The organism is Mesobacillus maritimus (assembly GCF_044803185.1).
In the GTDB taxonomy this organism is placed as follows: domain Bacteria; phylum Bacillota; class Bacilli; order Bacillales; family Cytobacillaceae; genus Mesobacillus_B; species Mesobacillus_B maritimus_B.
Map to the genome: position 1 here is coordinate 1,754,986 of NZ_CP085225.1, position 16,749 is coordinate 1,771,734.

Genomic DNA, 16,749 nt, shown 5'->3' on the forward strand with positions numbered 1-16,749 from the left:
GGGAAAGTGGTCAAGAATGGCTAAATATCGTATGGTTCGTACTGAGTTTTGGAAGAACCCAATTTTATCGGAGGCGATGACTCCAGAGGATAAATATTTTTATCTATATCTGCTTACGAATCCCTATACGACTCAAATTGGAATCTATAAAATTACCAAAAGACAAATGGCGTTTGATTTGGGTTATTCGATTGAGAGTGTTCAATCGTTAATGGAGCGGTTTATTCAGCATCACAAGTTGATTCGGTACAATCCGGAAACTAGGGAACTCGCGATAAAAAACTGGGGGAAGGATAATCTCCATAAAGGTGGGAAACCGATTATCGATTGTATTCTTTCTGAATTAAGAGAGGTTGAGGATCTTTCGCTTATCCAGTTTGTTGCGGAGTCGATACATAAACAGGAAATTCACGATCTATATGAATCTTTTTATAAAAGAGAAGAGATTCTTTCTGACAAGAATCATCGAGTCGAAGAAGAAAATCATCCAACTATAACGGCTGGTGAAGAAGTGAGTGACGATACGTTGCCGATTCGTTCTACGATACGTGGGCAAAAAGAAAATGAAAAAGAAAAAGAAAAACAACAACAAGTCTTTAATCCAAATATAGAGAAGAATCCAGGCAAGGTGGATCTCAATCGGGTTGATGAAAAGAGCGCTGACGTTCAAGAGGTTATTGAGTTTTGGGATAATAATGGATTTGGGTTCTCGAACATGAACGGCAAACAGCAGCTGTTAGGTTGGTTAGATGATTCTAGCTTTCTACAGCCGAAAGATGTGATTTTAAAAGCGATGGAGATTGCCTGTGCGAATAACAAGCGAAGATTGAACTATGTGGTTGGGATTCTGAAAAACTGGGAAAATGAATCGGTGCTGACGGTAGAGGAAATTGATTTCTATCAGGAGAACCAAAAGCCTGTGCATCAATCAAGGCCAACTACTAAACCGGTTTCTTCCGGAAGAGCAATCCCAGGTGAGTTTATCCTTGACCTTACAGCGGGGGAAGAGCTATGAGTATCGCTGAAAAAACGTTCTTAGGAAGCTTGATGAAGGCGGAGTATTTGCTCAAGGATACGGTCATTCAACCTGAATATCTGGAAAATGTAAGGCATAAAGAATTGATGCGAAGAATGGTGGAGTTCACTCAAAACGGCAAGCATATTGATTTGATTCACTTAACCACCTTGCCAGACCTCGAGTCATACGGGGGAATGTCGTACCTTTCTGAGCTGTTATCGTTTGCGGATGTGGAGAAATTTGACGGAACGGAGAAGCTCCTTCTTGATTTGTGGAAGGAGCGGGAAAAGCGCAATATCTTGACGATTGCGGCCATGAATGATTGGGAGATTGCCAAGGTCATTACCGAATTGGATAAAATTAACAAGGGAAAATGGAGGATCATTCGTCTATCCAACAGGTGTTGGCAGATGTCTATGAGGCACCTTGGGAAGAGCAAGCAGCCTTGAAAAGTGCGACAACGGGGATTAAAAAGCTCGATGAAGTGACAGGAGGGTTTCAGGACGGGGAAGTGACGATTCTTGCGGCAAGACCTTCAATGGGGAAAACCGATGTCATGCTGCATTTTGCCAAAATGGCGGGGTGGGCAGGGTACCTTCCGCTCGTGTTTTCCTTGGAAATGCCTAAGAAACTGATTACATCCCGTTTAATTGCTTCGACAGGGGGCTATAACCGCGCAAAAATGCGTGATCCGAAAAGAATGCTGACTCCTGATCAAAAGAATCAATGGGCGGATGTGCTTGGGAGTCTCACGGAAACCCATATTCAAATTTTTGATGGAGCAGGCCAAAGTGTGGCGGAAATGAGAGCGAAAACGAGAAAGCTGATGCATCAATTTCCAGGGAAGAAACCGATTCTTTTTATCGATTACCTAACGTTAATTCATTCTGGTCAATTTTATGGCGGGAATACGCATTTGCAGGTAACGGAGATCTCCAAATCCCTGAAAACGATGGCGAAGGAGTTTGATTGCCCTGTCGTTTGTTTGGCGCAGCTGAATCGCTCGGTGGAGTCTAGAGCCAACAAACGACCGATGATGTCTGATATTCGGGAATCAGGTAGCGTGGAACAGGATGCGGATGTGATTTTGTTCTTGTATCGGGATAAGTATTATGACAAGGATACTGAGGATGATTCCCTTGAAATCATTATCTCGAAAAATCGAAATGGTGCGGTTGGATATATAAAGGTGGATTATAACGAGCATACAGGGAGGATTGAGGACCATAAGGAACAAAGTTTTGCCCTTGCATAACCTGATAAGTAGGAAGGAAAAGACCGATAAATTTGAACTCGAGGTGTGCTCATATGCTTGTGGGAGAACTTTATCTGGAATCCATTCGGTTAGATCAATGCTCTTTGGTCCACTATCTCTACCATCTATTAGCTGAGCGAAAAATTTCATTGAATGACCATATTGATCAAATAGACTTAGAACAAGCTGATCATCAGAAAGTAGTGGAAATGATTCAAAATAATCACCTTGGGATCCGTAAGCTGGGCATCTACTCACTGAAAAGAAATGCGAAGGACTTTGTTTTTATTTATGCTTATAGTGACCAAGAGGCTATTGAATTCTTTACTGAAACCTTTTGGGAAAGACCATTGAACTGTCATGAGTATCCGCTAGATTTCGAGCTTGCGAGAGGAAATGGTGTGATTACATTTCGGGAGATGAAGAAGGAGTTTGGGAGTTTTCCGGTTGTTGCGGGGTATTTTACGAGGGGAGAGTGAAAAATGGTGGAAGGGATAGTAGCCTCTTCTCCTATTCTTAATGAACAATTTCTATTTCTTTCTTTTGAATACGGAAAAGGCGGCATGTTTGGTGCCTTTAGTTGAATATTAATACGATTTCAAAAATTTACTGTATACATTGTTGCAAGGGGAGTTTGGTCTCATGGAAAACATGGGGAGGTTCGTGCGTTTCGTTGCTAATTCACTCGAGAGAAACACTGGATTCATCTGGATTTTCCAGTGATTTTTTACTTGAAGATTTCGTGATATCGTTGTAGGTAACATCTCATGATATAATAAGATTAAACTACTCATGCAAGAGGTGAACGCAATATGAATACAGCCAAAGAGCGTTTACTTAAAATTATTGATGAAATACCTGAACAAGAAGTGAATAAAATCCTGGATTTTGCAGAGTACCTCAAAATAAAGCGGGAAAAAAGCTTATCTGAGGACTTAGCAAAGGCTAGTGAAAGTAGTCTGGATTTTTGGGATAATGAAATTGATGATGAGGTTTGGAATGATGTATAAACAGGGTGACATTGTTTTATTACCTGTTCCATTCTGTGATTTAACAAATAGAAAGCAGCGTCCTGTTCTCGTAATTTCAAGAGATAGGTATAATGATGTAACTGACGATTCGTTGTTGTTGCTATTACTTCACAATTAAAAAATCTTGATTATTCAGTTGTAATTGAATCAAAAGATTTGAAAGACGGTAAACTTAAAGTGGCTCAGCGATTAGAGCTGACAAGGTCTATACATTATCTAAGAATATTGTTAGAAAGAAATTTGGACAAGTTAATACCGAGGTTCTAGAGAATGTTCGTAAAAAAGTTAATGAATTAATTAAGTGAATGCAAAAGTATGGTCTGTAATTTGCAGTACTCTTTTTAATAAATGGGGATGCTTGTACAGATGGGGAAAAGTGCCTGTGACAGCCCGGATTAGAACCCACCTCCTTGGTCTAATATCTCTTTTGTGGAAGGTGCCTGGCACCTTTTTGCTTTAATAAATGTTTAATCTCGGATGGGAAATCCTCTGGCCATTTCGACGATTAATCGTTGGCAAAATGCTTTTCGCAGTCTTTATGCATCAATCATTATATGTATTTTAAACGAAATATAAAAATAAGCGTACCTTTTCGGTACGCTTATTTTTATATTTCGGGCTTACCATCTATCCTTATGCTACGTTAATTTTATTATTTTCTACTGATACAGTGATCGCAGTTACGTTTTTGCCATTAATAATTAAAGAAGTGATTTTATCTTCAATTTGCTCTTGGATGACGCGTCGAAGGGGTCGAGCACCGAATACGCTGCTATAGCCTAGTTCCGCAATCTTTTCTTTTGCTTCCTGCTCGATTTCAATCGAAATTCCTTGTTCTTCTAATGTTTCTTTAAGCTCTATAATCAGAATATCGATAATTTCCACAAGGTTCTCTTTCTGTAGGTGGTTAAACTCAATAATCGAATCGATACGGTTTAAGAATTCAGGCTTAAAGTCATTTCTGATTTTGTCGACAATATTTGACTCTGCCGCTTCCTGTTCGTTGCTACCAAAACCAATTGACCCTAATGTTTTGCTGCCGACACCAGCATTAGAAGTCATGATAATAATCGTTTCAGTAAAGCTCACGACTCTTCCTTGGCTATCCGTTAATCTGCCATCTTCCATGATTTGAAGAAACACATTCATGACATCGGGGTGTGCTTTTTCGATTTCATCTAGCAGAATAATGGAATAGGGATTTCTACGAACTTGTTCCGTTAACTGACCTGCTTCCTCATATCCGACATAGCCAGGAGGTGAACCAATGAGCTTAGAAACAGAATGCTTTTCCATATATTCACTCATATCCAAGCGAATCATCGAATCTTTTTTGCCGAATAATTCCGATGCAAGAGTTTTCGTTAACTCGGTTTTACCTGTACCCGTTGGCCCTAAGAATAAGAAGGAAGCGGTTGGACGTGTTTTAGATTTTAATCCTACACTTGCCCTTAAAATTGCATTGGCTACTTTTTCAATCGCTTTATCCTGACCAATTATTTTCCTTCCTAGTCTCTCTTTCAAATCTTTCATTTTTTGCTGCTCTGCTTTTTGTAGCTTTTGTACAGGGATTCCCGTACTTTTTTCAATAATATCTTGGATCATCTCTATGGTAATTTCTTTCGTTATGTTACCGGAATATTCAGATAATGTTTGTTTCATCTCTCTCTCTTCATCACGAAGAATCACCGCTTTTTCGTAATGCTCCAATTTCAATGCTTGTTGTTTTTCTTCAGCAATTTCCTTTAAGCGCTGTTTTAAATAGTTCACATCAAGCTCTCCATGTGCAAGGTTTAGCTTTGCACCGGCCTCATCCATTAAATCAATGGCCTTATCTGGTAAGAAGCGATCCTGAATGTAGCGTTTTGATAGTGTGACACATGCTTTTAGGACATCATCCGAATACGTCACATCGTGATACTGTTCATAAGCTGGCCGAATTCCTTTTAGAATATTAAACGCTTCATTAACAGACGGCTCTTTAACAATCACCGATTGAAAGCGACGCTCAAGTGCCGGATCTTTTTCAATCATGCGATACTCTTTCATCGTTGTGGCTCCAACCACTTGTATATCACCACGCGCTAACGCTGGTTTTAATATATTCCCTGCATCCATTGAATCGTTAGACCCACCTCCAGCACCAACCAACATGTGCAATTCATCAATGAACAAAATGACGTTCTCACGTCGTTGTAATTCAGTAACAAGTTTTTTCATTTTTTCTTCAAATTGTCCTCTGTAAGATGTACCTGCTACAAGTGAACTAATGTCTAGCAAATACACTTCTTTTGTTTTTAGTTTCGCAGGTACTTTGCCTTTGACGATTTGAAGGGCAAGGCCTTCAACAATGGCTGTTTTTCCTACACCTGCTTCTCCAATTAAGACCGGGTTATTTTTTGTGCGACGGTTTAATATCTGAAGAACACGTTCAATTTCTTGATCCCTACCGATCACGCTATCAATTCGCCCTTTTTTTGCTTCATTCGTCAAGTTCCGTCCATGTTGATCAAGGAAGCTATTTTTTTTACGCTTCTTTAGCCGGGTTCTATTAACATTTTGCTCAGACTGACTGTCATTTGTGTCCATTTGATTGAACATTTGGTCATCAAAATCAATGGAGCCGCTTTCAAGTTTTTGCTTTGCAATTTCATAACAATCTGTACATAAACTAATTTGGCTTTGACTATTATTGGATGAAATATTTAACCGATAACTTGCCTGCGTTGTTTGACAGTTCTCACAAAGCATCTTTCATTCCTCCTTTTGACTTTGACTATTTTTGACTATGAATATATGAAAAAAGGAGCCACTTACAGTAGACTCGGTGAATATTATTAAGTTTCTCTCTATTATATTGTACTTCTTATACCATTTCTATAGGTAATGGTTGGATGTATACCCAACCTACTAACGTTTTTCCAACAATGATCGAAAACTACAATTTACCAAATAAAAGATTAACCCCACATATGTTTCGCCATACGTTTTGCAAATGGATGTTAAAAGCAAAAAATAATGATATTGAAAAAGTAGGACGATTGGCTGGTCAAAGCAACATTGCAACAACAAGTAAATACTTGAAGGATTCATAAAGTGACTTGGCTAATGCAGTGGATGCATTGCCAAAGTTTTAGATGATAGTAGAGCATCCTAACCTTAAATAGCCTTTAGACTATAACTTTTTTCTTCAGGACCTCCCGATTGGGACCTGAGAACCATCCCCATGTCTTCGGTGACGAAGAGGCAATTGAGTTCTTTACCGAAACCTTTCAGCAACCCCCAATGAATTGTCACGAGTATCCACTAGATTTTGAGCTTTCTAGAGGGAATGGTGTGATTACGTTTCGGGAGATGAAGAAGGAGTTTGAGAGTTTTCCGGCTGTTGCGGGGTATTTTACAAGGATTGGGTGAGAGGTGGGGGAATGGAATGGCTAAAGGGTCTGACAATGTGGGCTTGTCGTTCATTTACTGTGGGTCGTAGTGAACAGGCCATCCGGGGATTTTCCAACTACTCACGTTTGATTTGTTGATTTCGAGACGTGCATGGAAAAAAATAAATAGGTGACTAGTAATTATAAATAAAAGTACCACCTATGGATTTCAACTAATTCACTTGCATTTTCAATAATAGAGTTTTACAATTTAATAAAAAATAACTTTGATTGGGAGTCCGTGGAATCGGGCTGAGAGTATGGTTAATCCGCCATAGACCGTTTGAACCTGTTGGGTAATGCCAGTGTAGGGAGAGAAATGATAAGGGAATATTTAGGGAATCCTTTATTTGTCCATTGAAAACACTTTGCTTTGCGCAGAGTGTTTTTTTTATTTTCATGGAAAGGAAGATCGGAATTGTACAGTCAGCATGACATGATTAATGACTTAGTAAAAATAATCGGAAGTGAGACATTTTCAAATGAGGATTTTGATGCGTTTGCTTTAAAGTTATTTCGTTATCAATATACGAATAATAAACCCTTTCAACGATATTGTATGCAAAAAGGAAAAACCCCACGTACGGTCAAGACTTGGAAGGAGATTCCTCCCGTTCCGATTAATGCTTTTAAAGAATTGCCGCTCAGCTCATCAAATCCTGAGGAAGCGGAAAGGGTCTTTATGACGAGTGGAACAACTAAAGGGATCAAAGGAAAACATTATCATCCCACGGTTGAGGTATTTGATGTTTCGATGAAAACATCTTTTAAACAGTACTTTATGAAAGAAGCGGGCCGGATTCGAATGGGCATTCTTTTTCCAACAGAAAAAGAGTTGCCGAACTCATCACTGGCACATTATTTGGCCATGGTACTCAAGGAATTTGGAACAGATAAAAGTGTTTATCTAATTCAAGATCAATCAGTTGCTATAGAATTACTCATTCAAGAGCTTGAGGATGCTGAAAAAACCGGTGAACCGTATGCGCTGTTAGGGGCAACATTTAGCTTTGTTCATGTTTTTGACGAACTTGAAAAGCGCAATAAATCTTTTTCCTTGCCTGCTGGTAGTCGAATTTTTGATACGGGTGGTTTTAAAAATCAATCAAAAGAAATGGGCTTGGACGAATTTTATGACCGTCTTTCCTCCACATTCGGGGTGGGCCGGGAAGAGTGCATTAACATGTATGGGATGACGGAATTAAGCACCCAGTTTTATGATCATGGAAATGTGGAAGTCCCGTCTGTAAAATCTGGACCACATTGGATTAGGACAAGAGTGGTCAATCCGCTAACAGGGGAGGATGTACCACCAGGTGAAAAAGGGGTGCTGGTTCACTGCGATCTTGCCAACTTTAATTCCGTTACGACGATTTTGACAGAAGACCTAGGAGTGGAGACTTACAACGGATTTCTCTTACTAGGAAGGGTTCAAGGGACAGAAGCAAAAGGATGCTCCCTCGCAGTGGAGGAATTCATTCGTGCTTCGAAGGGGACGAGATGATTAGAGAATTTGCCGGATACATACCTGATATAGGAGAAACGATTGAAACGAAAGTGCTGAGCTTTGAAGGCAGAACAGGAAAACTTGAGGTTGAAGTTCCCCATCTGTCACCGGAGCAGCTTAAAAAGGTGATGACAAAGGTAAAAAAGGCCAGCTCAGAAAAGTTAAAGACCTATTCTGTCGCAGAAATTATCGACATCATTGCAAAAGCCATTGACCAGCTTCTCAACCGACATTCTGTTTATCGTAAAAAGGCGGAGGAGCTGCTCCCGATTGTGACAGGCTATGATGCGGAAATGATTCGACTGGGATTAACTACTTTTTTTAAAACATTCCGGAAACCGCAATTGCAGCGATTTCTTGTAGAGGATTTTGGAAATCCTATACTGCTTGATGATTTCCAGCCACGCGTAAAAGGTGGATTTTCAAAGGCATTTGGCCCTGAATTAATTGGACATGTGTGGGCTGGAAATGTACCTGGATTGCCGTTATGGAGTTTTATTTCTGGCTTGTTGGTTAAGTCAGGAACGATTGGAAAGGTCTCAAGTGCCGAGCCACTGATGGCAGGATGGTTTGCCCGTCAATTGGCAGAAGTTGAGCCTGATTTAGCAGATTGTTTTGCAGTCGTTTGGTGGAAGGGCGGCGATGAAGAGCGGGAGAAATGTGTGTTTGAAACAGCGGATGCAGTCGTTGGTTATGGGGGCAATTCATCTTTGGAGGCAATGAAGAGCCGGATTCCATTGACAACGCGTTTTTTGCCCTTTGGTCACAAGGTTAGCTTTGGAGTTGTGATGAATTCAAGCCTGGACCCCCGAAAAGCTTGGGATACCGCACATCAAGCAGCTCTTGATATTGTGCGTTTTGATCAACAGGGCTGCTATTCGCCTCATCTGTTTTATGTTCAAACTGGAGGGAGCGTTTCCCCTTTGGAATTTGCGCGGTCCATTGCATACGAACTCGATTGCTTTGAAAAAAGGTATCCACTTAGGCAGCTTGGATTGGAAGAGAAACATTCGATCGCAGCATGGCGTAACCAAGAGGAGTTACAGCTTTTTTCCTCTTCCGGGAAGGAAATCATCAGCAATGCTGCCGCCAATTGGACGGTCGTGTTTGAGGGCGATGCTCTTAGTTTTCGACCTTCTTGCTTAAACCGGACAGTCAGGGTTCTCGCTTTTGACCAACCAGATCAAGTATTCAATCAAATTTCCCCATACCGAAACCTATTGCAAACAATCGGTGTTGCAGGGTCTCCGAATGAGTTATTTAAGCTTGCGGAGATGTTTGGGAAAGCCGGTGGGACGCGGATTACCGCTCTCGGAAACATGACCACTCCTGAAGCCGGATGGCATCATGATGGTCGTTTTAACTTATTAGACCTCGTGCAAATCGTCGATATTGAACAAGCTGCAGAGGAATATGCGGAAAAATTTGCACCTTATGCGGATTAGGATGTGATACTCATGAGCTTTTTGACGATTGAAGATATACGTTACGGTTACGGAACAGGGCGATTTGTCCTTGATCACTTAAGTTTTAAGATGGAAAAAGGGAAGTTTCATAGCTTGCTTGGGAAAAGTGGATGCGGGAAAACGACACTATTGAAACTAGCATGCGGCCTGATTCAGCCGGAACAAGGGAGCATCCGGCTGAATGGAAAGGAAGTAACCAAGCCCCTGTCTGAGAGTGGTTTTGTATTCCAGTCTCCTACCTTGCTTGAATGGAAAACCGTTATCGATAATGTTTTGCTTCCTGTGTCACTAAAACGAAAAATAACGAACGAGGACAGGGAATATGCCGAAATGCTCCTGTCTTTAATGGGGATTGAAAGTTATATGTCATCCTTTCCCGGCGAGTTATCTGGGGGACAGCAAAGTCGGGTTGCCGTTGCTCGTGGTCTGATTCAAAAGCCTGCGCTTCTGTTTATGGATGAACCGTTTGCAGCCCTTGATGCGATAACGAGGGAAGATCTCCAAGAAGATCTTCTTCGGTTATGTGAGATGCAGCAGACAACCGTGCTGTTTATTACTCATGACATTGCCGAGGCAGTGTTCTTATCTGACTTTATCTCAGTGATGGACGAGGGGGAAATCATCCTTGAACAAAGGATTGATCTCGCCAAGCCGCGAAATGCTGAAACAAGGTATGGTCACCCATTAAATGAAATTTCTCTAAAAATAAGACGGGCGATTAGCGGAGGTTTGCGATGAGAAAAATCCCAATCTATTCCTTCCTCCTTTTCTTAATATTGCTTCTGTTGTGGGAATGGACAGCGCGGGGAATGTCAGAATTGGTTTTACCTGCACCTTCCGTCATTGGTGAAACGCTTTATTCCGGTTTAATCAGTGGTTACTTTAATGCACATATCGTCCAAACAAGTGTGGAAGTACTTATAGGGCTTCTACTTGGCAGTTTGCTAGGAATCTTGTTTGGAATCTTGATGGGGGAATTTGAATCTTTAAGGAAATTACTTTTTCCTTATGTGATTGCAAGCCAAGCGGTTCCAAAGCTGGCCCTTGCTCCATTGTTTATTCTTTGGTTTGGTTTTGGCATGACATCCAAAATCATTATCACAACATTGATTTGTTTTTTTCCACTGCTGGAAAATACGGTAACGGCCATTCAGTATACCGACCATAAAAAATTAGAGCTCTTCCGTGTCCTTGGCGCAAGCAGATGGCAAACGCTTCTACAACTGAAACTTCCTGCGGGTTTGCCTGGGATCATGGCGGGCTTTCGCGTCGCTTCTGTATTGGCGGTTGTTGGCGCAGTGGTGGGTGAGTTTATCGGTGGAAGTCAAGGTTTGGGAGCTTTGATTATTGCTTCGCAGGGTATGATGGATACGCCCTTAATGTTTTCTGTGCTCATTTTATTAACTGCTTTGGGGACTTTTCTTTATTTTATTATTGAGTTGATTGAAAAGAGAGTGTTAAAACCGTATGTAAAGGAGAAGAAACGATGAAAAAAAGAATGCTCAGTTTCCTTATCATTGCTATTTTTTTGATGGGAACCGGATGCGCGGGTACCAATCAAGAACAGCAAACGAGCGAACCACAGGAAGAGAAAGAACCAACACAAGAGACAATCCGTGTCGCCAGCTGGAGTCAGCCGATCACAGAACAAACCAACCTCCTTGTTGATGAGGATAAAAAGTTTTTTAGCGAACACGGACTTGATATGGAATTTATCCCTGGGGCCGGCGGCGGGGATGCGATTAAAAATATTCTTTCAGGTCAGGCGGATATTGCTTTTACCGATCCAGGTTCGCTCTTGTTTGCACTAGATAAAGGGGAAAAGCTAAAAGTCATCTATAATATTTACCCGCAAAATGTCTTTAATGTCGTGTCTTTAAAAGAAAAGAATATGACGAAACCAGAGGATTTAAAAGGGAAAACGATTGGGGTTTATAGCTTATCAAGCGGTACACGCCAGAACCTTTTGGTATTGCTCCACCAGGCAGGTCTAACGGAAAACGATGTCGAGATTGTGGAAACTGGCTTGCTGAACTTTGCACCGTTAATGCAGGGGCAGGTGGATGCAACAGCGGCAACTGATACCGGTCTTTTGATGGCAAAAGAAAAAGGACTTGGGGACGTGAATGTCATAAACGTGAAGGATGCCTTAAATATACCAAGCGATGTGTTTGTCGTAACAGAAGAAGTTTTCAACGAAAAAAAGGACGTTCTTCAAACATTTTTACAAGCCTATCAAAACAGTGCCGAGTGGATGATCAACGAGCCTGAAGAGGCAGCCTCTCTTGCAGTAGAGTATGCAATTGATGGAAAGGAAGAAAAACGGAATTTCGAGATTATTCGATTGCGTAATCTGTCCAGTCAATCCGAGCTGACGAAAGAAAAGGGTCTAGGAGCGCTTGATGCAGAAATTTTCCAACAAGCAGCGGATACCTACCATAGTCTTGGACTGATTGAAAATACATTGAACATGTCCGAAGTAGTAGAAGAAGACTTTGTTCCTAACAAGCAATAGGAGGAATATTCGTGGGTAAATTCACAGGGAAAACCGTTCTGATTACGGGCTCTAGCCGGGGAATTGGAGCATGTATTGCTAAGGCCTTTGGAAAAGAAGGCGCAACAGTCGTCGTCAATTACCTCCAAAATGACAGCGCTGCTGAAGAAGTGGCCGCCGAATGTACAGAACTAGGTGGGGATGCGTGGACAATAAAGGCAGATGTGACATCTGAAGATGCGGTTAATAGCATGATGGAAGAAATTTTACTTGAAACCGGGAAAATAGATGTCGTCGTCAACAATGCCTTTAAACCATATTCCTTCAATCCAGATAAGCGGAAGCTTTCTTGGGAACTGAAATGGGAGGATTACCAATCCCAGCTTGATGGGGCGTTACGTTCCACTTATTATGTGTGCCAGGCTGTCACTCCGGTCATGAAAAAGCAAGCCGATGGAAGCATTGTTAATATGGTGACAGATTTAATCGAACGTCCAACCGTTCCTTACCTTGACTACGCAACGGCAAAGTCGGCGATCGTGGGCTTTAGCCGAAACCTGGCCGCAGAGCTTGGTCCGTTTGGGATTAGAGTCAACTGTGTCGCACCTGGGCTTATCTATCCAACTGCTGCAAGTTATGATACGAAAGAAGAAGTCAAAGAAATGATTATCACGCAAACACCATTACGCAGAATAGGATCACCAGAAGATGTCGCGGGTCCTGTGCTCTTTTTAGCCTCGGATTGGAGCAAGTTTATGACAGGACAAACTTTGTTTGCAGATGGTGGACTGGTGATGAAATAAAATTGGATTCCTTTTCTAAGGAAGGAATAGTGGAGAATGTCTAATTAAAGAAAAATAGCTGAAGGGAATGTGAAAGATGGAATTAACTCAAATTGCGAAACGCCTAGAACAGGTGAGGAAAACGAACCCGCTTGTACATAATATTACAAATGTAGTTGTCACGAATTTTACAGCCAATGGTCTATATGCCTTAGGTGCGTCCCCGGTGATGGCCTATGCAAAGGAAGAAGTCGCAGAAATGGCGAAGATCGCCGGTGCTCTTGTACTTAATATTGGAACGCTCAATCCCAAAGAGGTTGAAGCGATGCTGATTGCAGCAGAGTCTGCAAACGCGAATGATGTTCCTGTCATTTTTGACCCGGTCGGTGCGGGAGCCACGACCTTTCGAACGGAAACAGCAAGGAAAATCGTAAAGAGTGCAAAGATTTCGGTTGTGAGAGGAAATGCAGCTGAAATCGCTAATATCATTGGAGAAGATTGGACCATTAGAGGGGTCGATGCCGGGGAAGGAAACGGGGATGTGGCTTCTCTAGCGAAAAAAGCAGCACAAGAGATTGGTTGTATTGTGGCGATTACAGGGAAAGAAGATTTTATTTCTGATGGTGAAAAAACGTATGTTGTTCGCAACGGTCATTCCATTTTAACAAAAGTAACAGGAACAGGTTGTCTTTTATCGTCTGTCGTTGGTGCTTTTGCAGCGGTGGAAAAGGATACAATCCAAGCTTGCGTATCTGCGCTTGTTTCCTACGGGGTTGCGGCTGAAATGGCTGCTGCCCAAACGGAGGCGAACGGGCCGGGAAGCTTCCAAATTGAATTTTTAAATCAATTAGCAAAAGTTTCTTCCGAAGACATTGTTAAATACGGTTCTGTGGGAACGCTTGGAGAGGAGAAACAGGGATGAAAAAGGTGTTTAAAGCCTTGACGATTGCTGGATCTGATTCAGGAGGTGGTGCTGGAATTCAGGCGGATTTAAAAACATTCCAAGAGCTTGGGGTTTTTGGAATGTCGGCTCTAACAGCGGTTACGGCACAAAATACATTAGGTGTCCAGGGAGTTTATCCGTTGTCGGTTGAAGCGGTGAACGAGCAAATTGATTCTGTTGCTACAGACCTTAAACCGAATGCTGTCAAAACAGGGATGCTGTTTAGCAGTGAGATCATTCATGCGGTATCAGAGAAAATGGCTATGCATCAATTAGAAAATATTGTCGTTGATCCAGTTATGATTGCTAAGGGAGGAGCCCCATTGCTGCAACAGGAAGCGGTAAGTGCCCTTAGAACGCACTTACTTCCGCTTGCAACGGTCGTAACGCCTAATATTCCTGAGGCTGAAGTCATTGCTGATATGAAGATTCACAATCTAGCCGACAGAGAGACTGCCGCAAGAAAAATCTTCGCTTTAGGGGTAAAAAATGTCGTCATTAAAGGCGGACATGGAGAAGAAGAACAAGCGGTCGATTTATTGTATGATGGTTCGGATTTCTCCTTTTTTAAAAGCAAACGGTTCGAAACAAGGCATACCCATGGCACAGGCTGTACATTCGCCGCTGCCATCACAGCGGAACTAGCAGCGGGAAAAGAGGTAAAGGAAGCCGTTCGAACGGCAAAAACCTTTATTGAAGCAGCGATTCAAGATGAGCTTGGAATTGGCCAAGGACATGGACCAACCAATCATTGGGCATATCGTCAGAAATTATAAAGAAAAGAGAAGGTGAGTCGTCTTGAGTAGAATCTCAGCAGATGAAATGAGACAGCTTTTAAAAGTGTATTTCATTATGGGTAGCAATAATTGCAAAGAAAACCCGCTTAAAATTGCAGAGGAAGCATTTAAAGCAGGGGTGACGTTGTTCCAATTCCGTGAAAAAGGGAATGGGGCTTTAACGGGAGAGGCGAAATATCATTTTGCGAAAGAGTTGCAGCATCTATGTAAACAGTACGATGTGCCCTTTATCGTGAACGATGATGTAGAATTAGCACTTGAATTGGATGCAGACGGTGTCCATATTGGTCAAGATGATGAAGCAGCCGAGCAAGTCCGAAAGAAACTCAGAGATAAAATTCTCGGTGTTTCGGCACATAACTTGGAGGAAGCGCAACAGGCGATTGAAAATGGAGCAGATTATATAGGGATTGGCCCTGTTTTCCCAACGTCAACAAAAGAGGATGCAAAAGAAGTGCAGGGTACATCTGTAATTCGAGTCCTTAAAGAAAATGGCATCACCATTCCTATCGTTGGAATCGGAGGGATCACACCAGAAAATGCCGAGAGTATTTGTGAAGCAGGCAGCGATGGCGTCTCCGTCATTACAGCAATAAGCCATGCAAGTTCCCCATCTGGGCGTGTGCAGATGTTGAAGCAGGCGGTAGAGCGAGGAATTGCAAATCAAGCTTAAGGGAAAGAAGTAGTGTCTTGATTGTGCAAGGCTGAATTTCCCAACATCCAATAATAAGAGTTTTGGGATCCTCCAAGTTTCATTTTTTAAAGGATGATCTTGGGGGAAATTTTGGATCTAAAAGAAGCGTAGGGGTACGTCCCTATGCTTCGATCGATTACGCTTATGAAAATCAAATTGTTTATAAGCTTTTCTCCATAGACTGTTGACCACCTTTATCAAATTTTATATAATTCTATTAATACTACATAAAGCAAGCACAAAATGGGGAGCACCACCGAAAGGGTGTTTCTTCGTTTTGTGCTTTTTTTATGGAAAAATTTAGAAAGGGTGAAAAGAATGAAAGTAAATGGAAATTTGGTTGAATTAGAAAAACAGCAATCGTTGTATGAATTTTTAATGGGAAAAAGTTTTAAGTTAACGATGATTGCCGTTGAACGAAATGGTGAAATTGTCCCGAAAGCAAACTATAAAGAAGTCCTGCTTGAAGAGGAAGACACCTTGGAAATTGTGCAATTTGTTGGAGGTGGTTGATCATGAAGCTTACCGTTAACGGGAATGAAATGGAGCTGGCTTGTCAGTCCGCCTTTGAAGTGCGCGAACAAATTGGCCATCCAACGGATATTGTTATTTTAAATGGTTTTCAGATTGATAAAGATTGTCAGCTTTCCGAGAATGATGTCCTATCTGTCATCCAGAAAGGCGTAATGCCAAAAGAAGAAGAGTTAGAAAGCATGATGATGGCAAGGCATACTCCACACGTACATAACCAGCTAAAAGAGGGGCGGGTCGCCATTGCTGGTTTAGGCGGACTTGGTTCAAACATTGCGGTCATGCTCGCTAGGATTGGTGTCGGCCAGTTGCTTTTAGTAGATTTTGATATTGTCGAGCCTAGTAATCTAAATCGACAAAGCTATTACATTCGTCATTTAGGTCTGCCGAAAACATTGGCTCTTAAAGAACAACTCGAAGAGATTAATCCTTTTATCACAATCAACACGGAAACGATGAAAATAACAGAAGAAAATGTAAAACAGCTGTTTAGCGGCTATGACATCGTTTGTGAGGCCTTTGATAAGCCCGACCAAAAGTCGATGCTTATTAATACAGCATTGGAGCAGCTCCCTGCTGTCAAAATTGTTTCTGCATCAGGAATGGCCGGCTACGAAAGTTCAAATCTAATCCAAACGACACGACCAATGAAACGCCTGTATTTATGTGGAGATTTGGAAACTGGCGCTCGAGTTGGCAGAGGGTTGATGGCTCCAAGGGTTCAAATTTGTGCTGGACATCAAGCAAATATGATTCTCCGTTTATTAATCGGACAAGAGGAAATATAGAAAGGGTTG

At 41.7% G+C, this 16,749-nt stretch carries 20 protein-coding genes, 1 pseudogene and 1 riboswitch; of the genes and pseudogenes, 20 read left to right on the forward strand and 1 reads right to left on the reverse strand.

Translation table 11 applies throughout. From position 1 onward, the window contains the following. Positions 1-16 precede the first annotated feature (16 nt). From LG336_RS08305 to LG336_RS08335, 7 genes are all read left to right on the forward strand, one after another. Positions 17-1,015, forward strand: coding sequence for a DnaD domain protein (locus tag LG336_RS08305; protein ID WP_404332104.1), 999 nt, complete (start codon positions 17-19; stop codon positions 1,013-1,015). After that, on the forward strand, positions 1,012-1,467 hold the full coding sequence (locus LG336_RS08310) for a DnaB-like helicase N-terminal domain-containing protein (RefSeq protein ID WP_404332105.1): 456 nt from the start codon (positions 1,012-1,014) through the stop codon (positions 1,465-1,467). The genes LG336_RS08305 and LG336_RS08310 overlap by 4 nt, the downstream gene beginning before the upstream one ends. Continuing rightward, positions 1,392-2,273, forward strand: a complete 882-nt coding sequence (locus tag LG336_RS08315; RefSeq protein ID WP_404332106.1) for a DnaB-like helicase C-terminal domain-containing protein — start codon at positions 1,392-1,394, stop codon at positions 2,271-2,273. Before LG336_RS08310 ends, LG336_RS08315 begins: the two co-directional genes overlap by 76 nt. 53 nt (positions 2,274-2,326) lie before the next feature. Then, positions 2,327-2,752: a hypothetical protein gene (locus LG336_RS08320; protein ID WP_404332107.1), complete on the forward strand. Its 426-nt coding sequence runs from the start codon at positions 2,327-2,329 to the stop codon at positions 2,750-2,752. Positions 2,753-3,085: 333 nt separating this feature from the next. Next, entirely contained in the window at positions 3,086-3,283 is a 198-nt protein-coding gene (locus tag LG336_RS08325) for a DUF2281 domain-containing protein (RefSeq protein WP_404332108.1), read from the forward strand. After that, the gene (locus LG336_RS08330; RefSeq protein WP_404332109.1) at positions 3,273-3,422 is read left to right on the forward strand and encodes a type II toxin-antitoxin system PemK/MazF family toxin; all 150 of its coding nucleotides are present in this window, start codon (positions 3,273-3,275) and stop codon (positions 3,420-3,422) included. Before LG336_RS08325 ends, LG336_RS08330 begins: the two co-directional genes overlap by 11 nt. A 70-nt stretch (positions 3,423-3,492) precedes the next feature. Continuing rightward, the gene (locus tag LG336_RS08335) at positions 3,493-3,609 is read left to right on the forward strand and encodes a hypothetical protein (RefSeq protein ID WP_404333118.1); all 117 of its coding nucleotides are present in this window, start codon (positions 3,493-3,495) and stop codon (positions 3,607-3,609) included. 328 nt (positions 3,610-3,937) lie between these two features. On the opposite strand, the gene LG336_RS08340 is transcribed toward LG336_RS08335, so the two are convergent. Further along, positions 3,938-6,055 (reverse strand): ATP-dependent Clp protease ATP-binding subunit, encoded by a 2,118-nt coding sequence (locus LG336_RS08340; RefSeq protein WP_404332110.1) that lies wholly within the window; start codon positions 6,053-6,055, stop codon positions 3,938-3,940. A 143-nt stretch (positions 6,056-6,198) separates the two neighbouring features. Here LG336_RS08340 and LG336_RS08345 point away from each other — a divergent pair. The 13 genes and pseudogenes from LG336_RS08345 to thiF form a co-directional block, all read left to right on the forward strand. Further along, a pseudogene (locus LG336_RS08345) lies at positions 6,199-6,399 on the forward strand (site-specific integrase); the annotation flags it as partial. 109 nt (positions 6,400-6,508) lie between these two features. Further along, positions 6,509-6,718: a hypothetical protein gene (locus LG336_RS08350; RefSeq protein WP_404332111.1), complete on the forward strand. Its 210-nt coding sequence runs from the start codon at positions 6,509-6,511 to the stop codon at positions 6,716-6,718. A 241-nt stretch (positions 6,719-6,959) separates the two neighbouring features. Further along, positions 6,960-7,070: riboswitch (TPP riboswitch) on the forward strand. Between the two features lie 86 nt (positions 7,071-7,156). Next, on the forward strand, positions 7,157-8,242 hold the full coding sequence (locus LG336_RS08355) for a long-chain fatty acid--CoA ligase (protein ID WP_404332112.1): 1,086 nt from the start codon (positions 7,157-7,159) through the stop codon (positions 8,240-8,242). Then, a complete protein-coding gene (locus tag LG336_RS08360; RefSeq protein ID WP_404332113.1) occupies positions 8,239-9,690 on the forward strand; it encodes an acyl-CoA reductase in 1,452 nt (483 codons plus the stop codon). Before LG336_RS08355 ends, LG336_RS08360 begins: the two co-directional genes overlap by 4 nt. Before the next feature lie 12 nt (positions 9,691-9,702). Next, positions 9,703-10,449: an ABC transporter ATP-binding protein gene (locus tag LG336_RS08365; RefSeq protein WP_404332114.1), complete on the forward strand. Its 747-nt coding sequence runs from the start codon at positions 9,703-9,705 to the stop codon at positions 10,447-10,449. Beyond that, positions 10,446-11,201 carry an ABC transporter permease gene (locus LG336_RS08370; protein ID WP_404332115.1) on the forward strand — a complete coding sequence of 252 codons (756 nt, stop codon included), beginning with the start codon at positions 10,446-10,448 and terminating at the stop codon, positions 11,199-11,201. The genes LG336_RS08365 and LG336_RS08370 overlap by 4 nt, the downstream gene beginning before the upstream one ends. Next, positions 11,198-12,226, forward strand: coding sequence for an ABC transporter substrate-binding protein (locus LG336_RS08375; protein WP_404332116.1), 1,029 nt, complete (start codon positions 11,198-11,200; stop codon positions 12,224-12,226). The genes LG336_RS08370 and LG336_RS08375 overlap by 4 nt, the downstream gene beginning before the upstream one ends. An 11-nt stretch (positions 12,227-12,237) precedes the next feature. Then, entirely contained in the window at positions 12,238-13,008 is a 771-nt protein-coding gene (locus LG336_RS08380) for an SDR family oxidoreductase (RefSeq protein WP_404332117.1), read from the forward strand. A 76-nt stretch (positions 13,009-13,084) separates the two neighbouring features. Beyond that, entirely contained in the window at positions 13,085-13,909 is an 825-nt protein-coding gene (thiM, locus tag LG336_RS08385) for a hydroxyethylthiazole kinase (RefSeq protein WP_404332118.1), read from the forward strand. Further along, entirely contained in the window at positions 13,906-14,706 is an 801-nt protein-coding gene (thiD, locus tag LG336_RS08390; RefSeq protein WP_404332119.1) for a bifunctional hydroxymethylpyrimidine kinase/phosphomethylpyrimidine kinase, read from the forward strand. Before thiM ends, thiD begins: the two co-directional genes overlap by 4 nt. A 22-nt stretch (positions 14,707-14,728) precedes the next feature. Beyond that, the gene (gene thiE, locus LG336_RS08395) at positions 14,729-15,400 is read left to right on the forward strand and encodes a thiamine phosphate synthase (RefSeq protein ID WP_404332121.1); all 672 of its coding nucleotides are present in this window, start codon (positions 14,729-14,731) and stop codon (positions 15,398-15,400) included. A gap of 339 nt (positions 15,401-15,739) precedes the next feature. Then, positions 15,740-15,934 (forward strand): sulfur carrier protein ThiS, encoded by a 195-nt coding sequence (gene thiS, locus LG336_RS08400; RefSeq protein ID WP_404332122.1) that lies wholly within the window; start codon positions 15,740-15,742, stop codon positions 15,932-15,934. Positions 15,935-15,936: 2 nt separating this feature from the next. Beyond that, a complete protein-coding gene (thiF, locus tag LG336_RS08405; protein WP_404332124.1) occupies positions 15,937-16,740 on the forward strand; it encodes a sulfur carrier protein ThiS adenylyltransferase ThiF in 804 nt (267 codons plus the stop codon). Positions 16,741-16,749 lie beyond the last annotated feature (9 nt).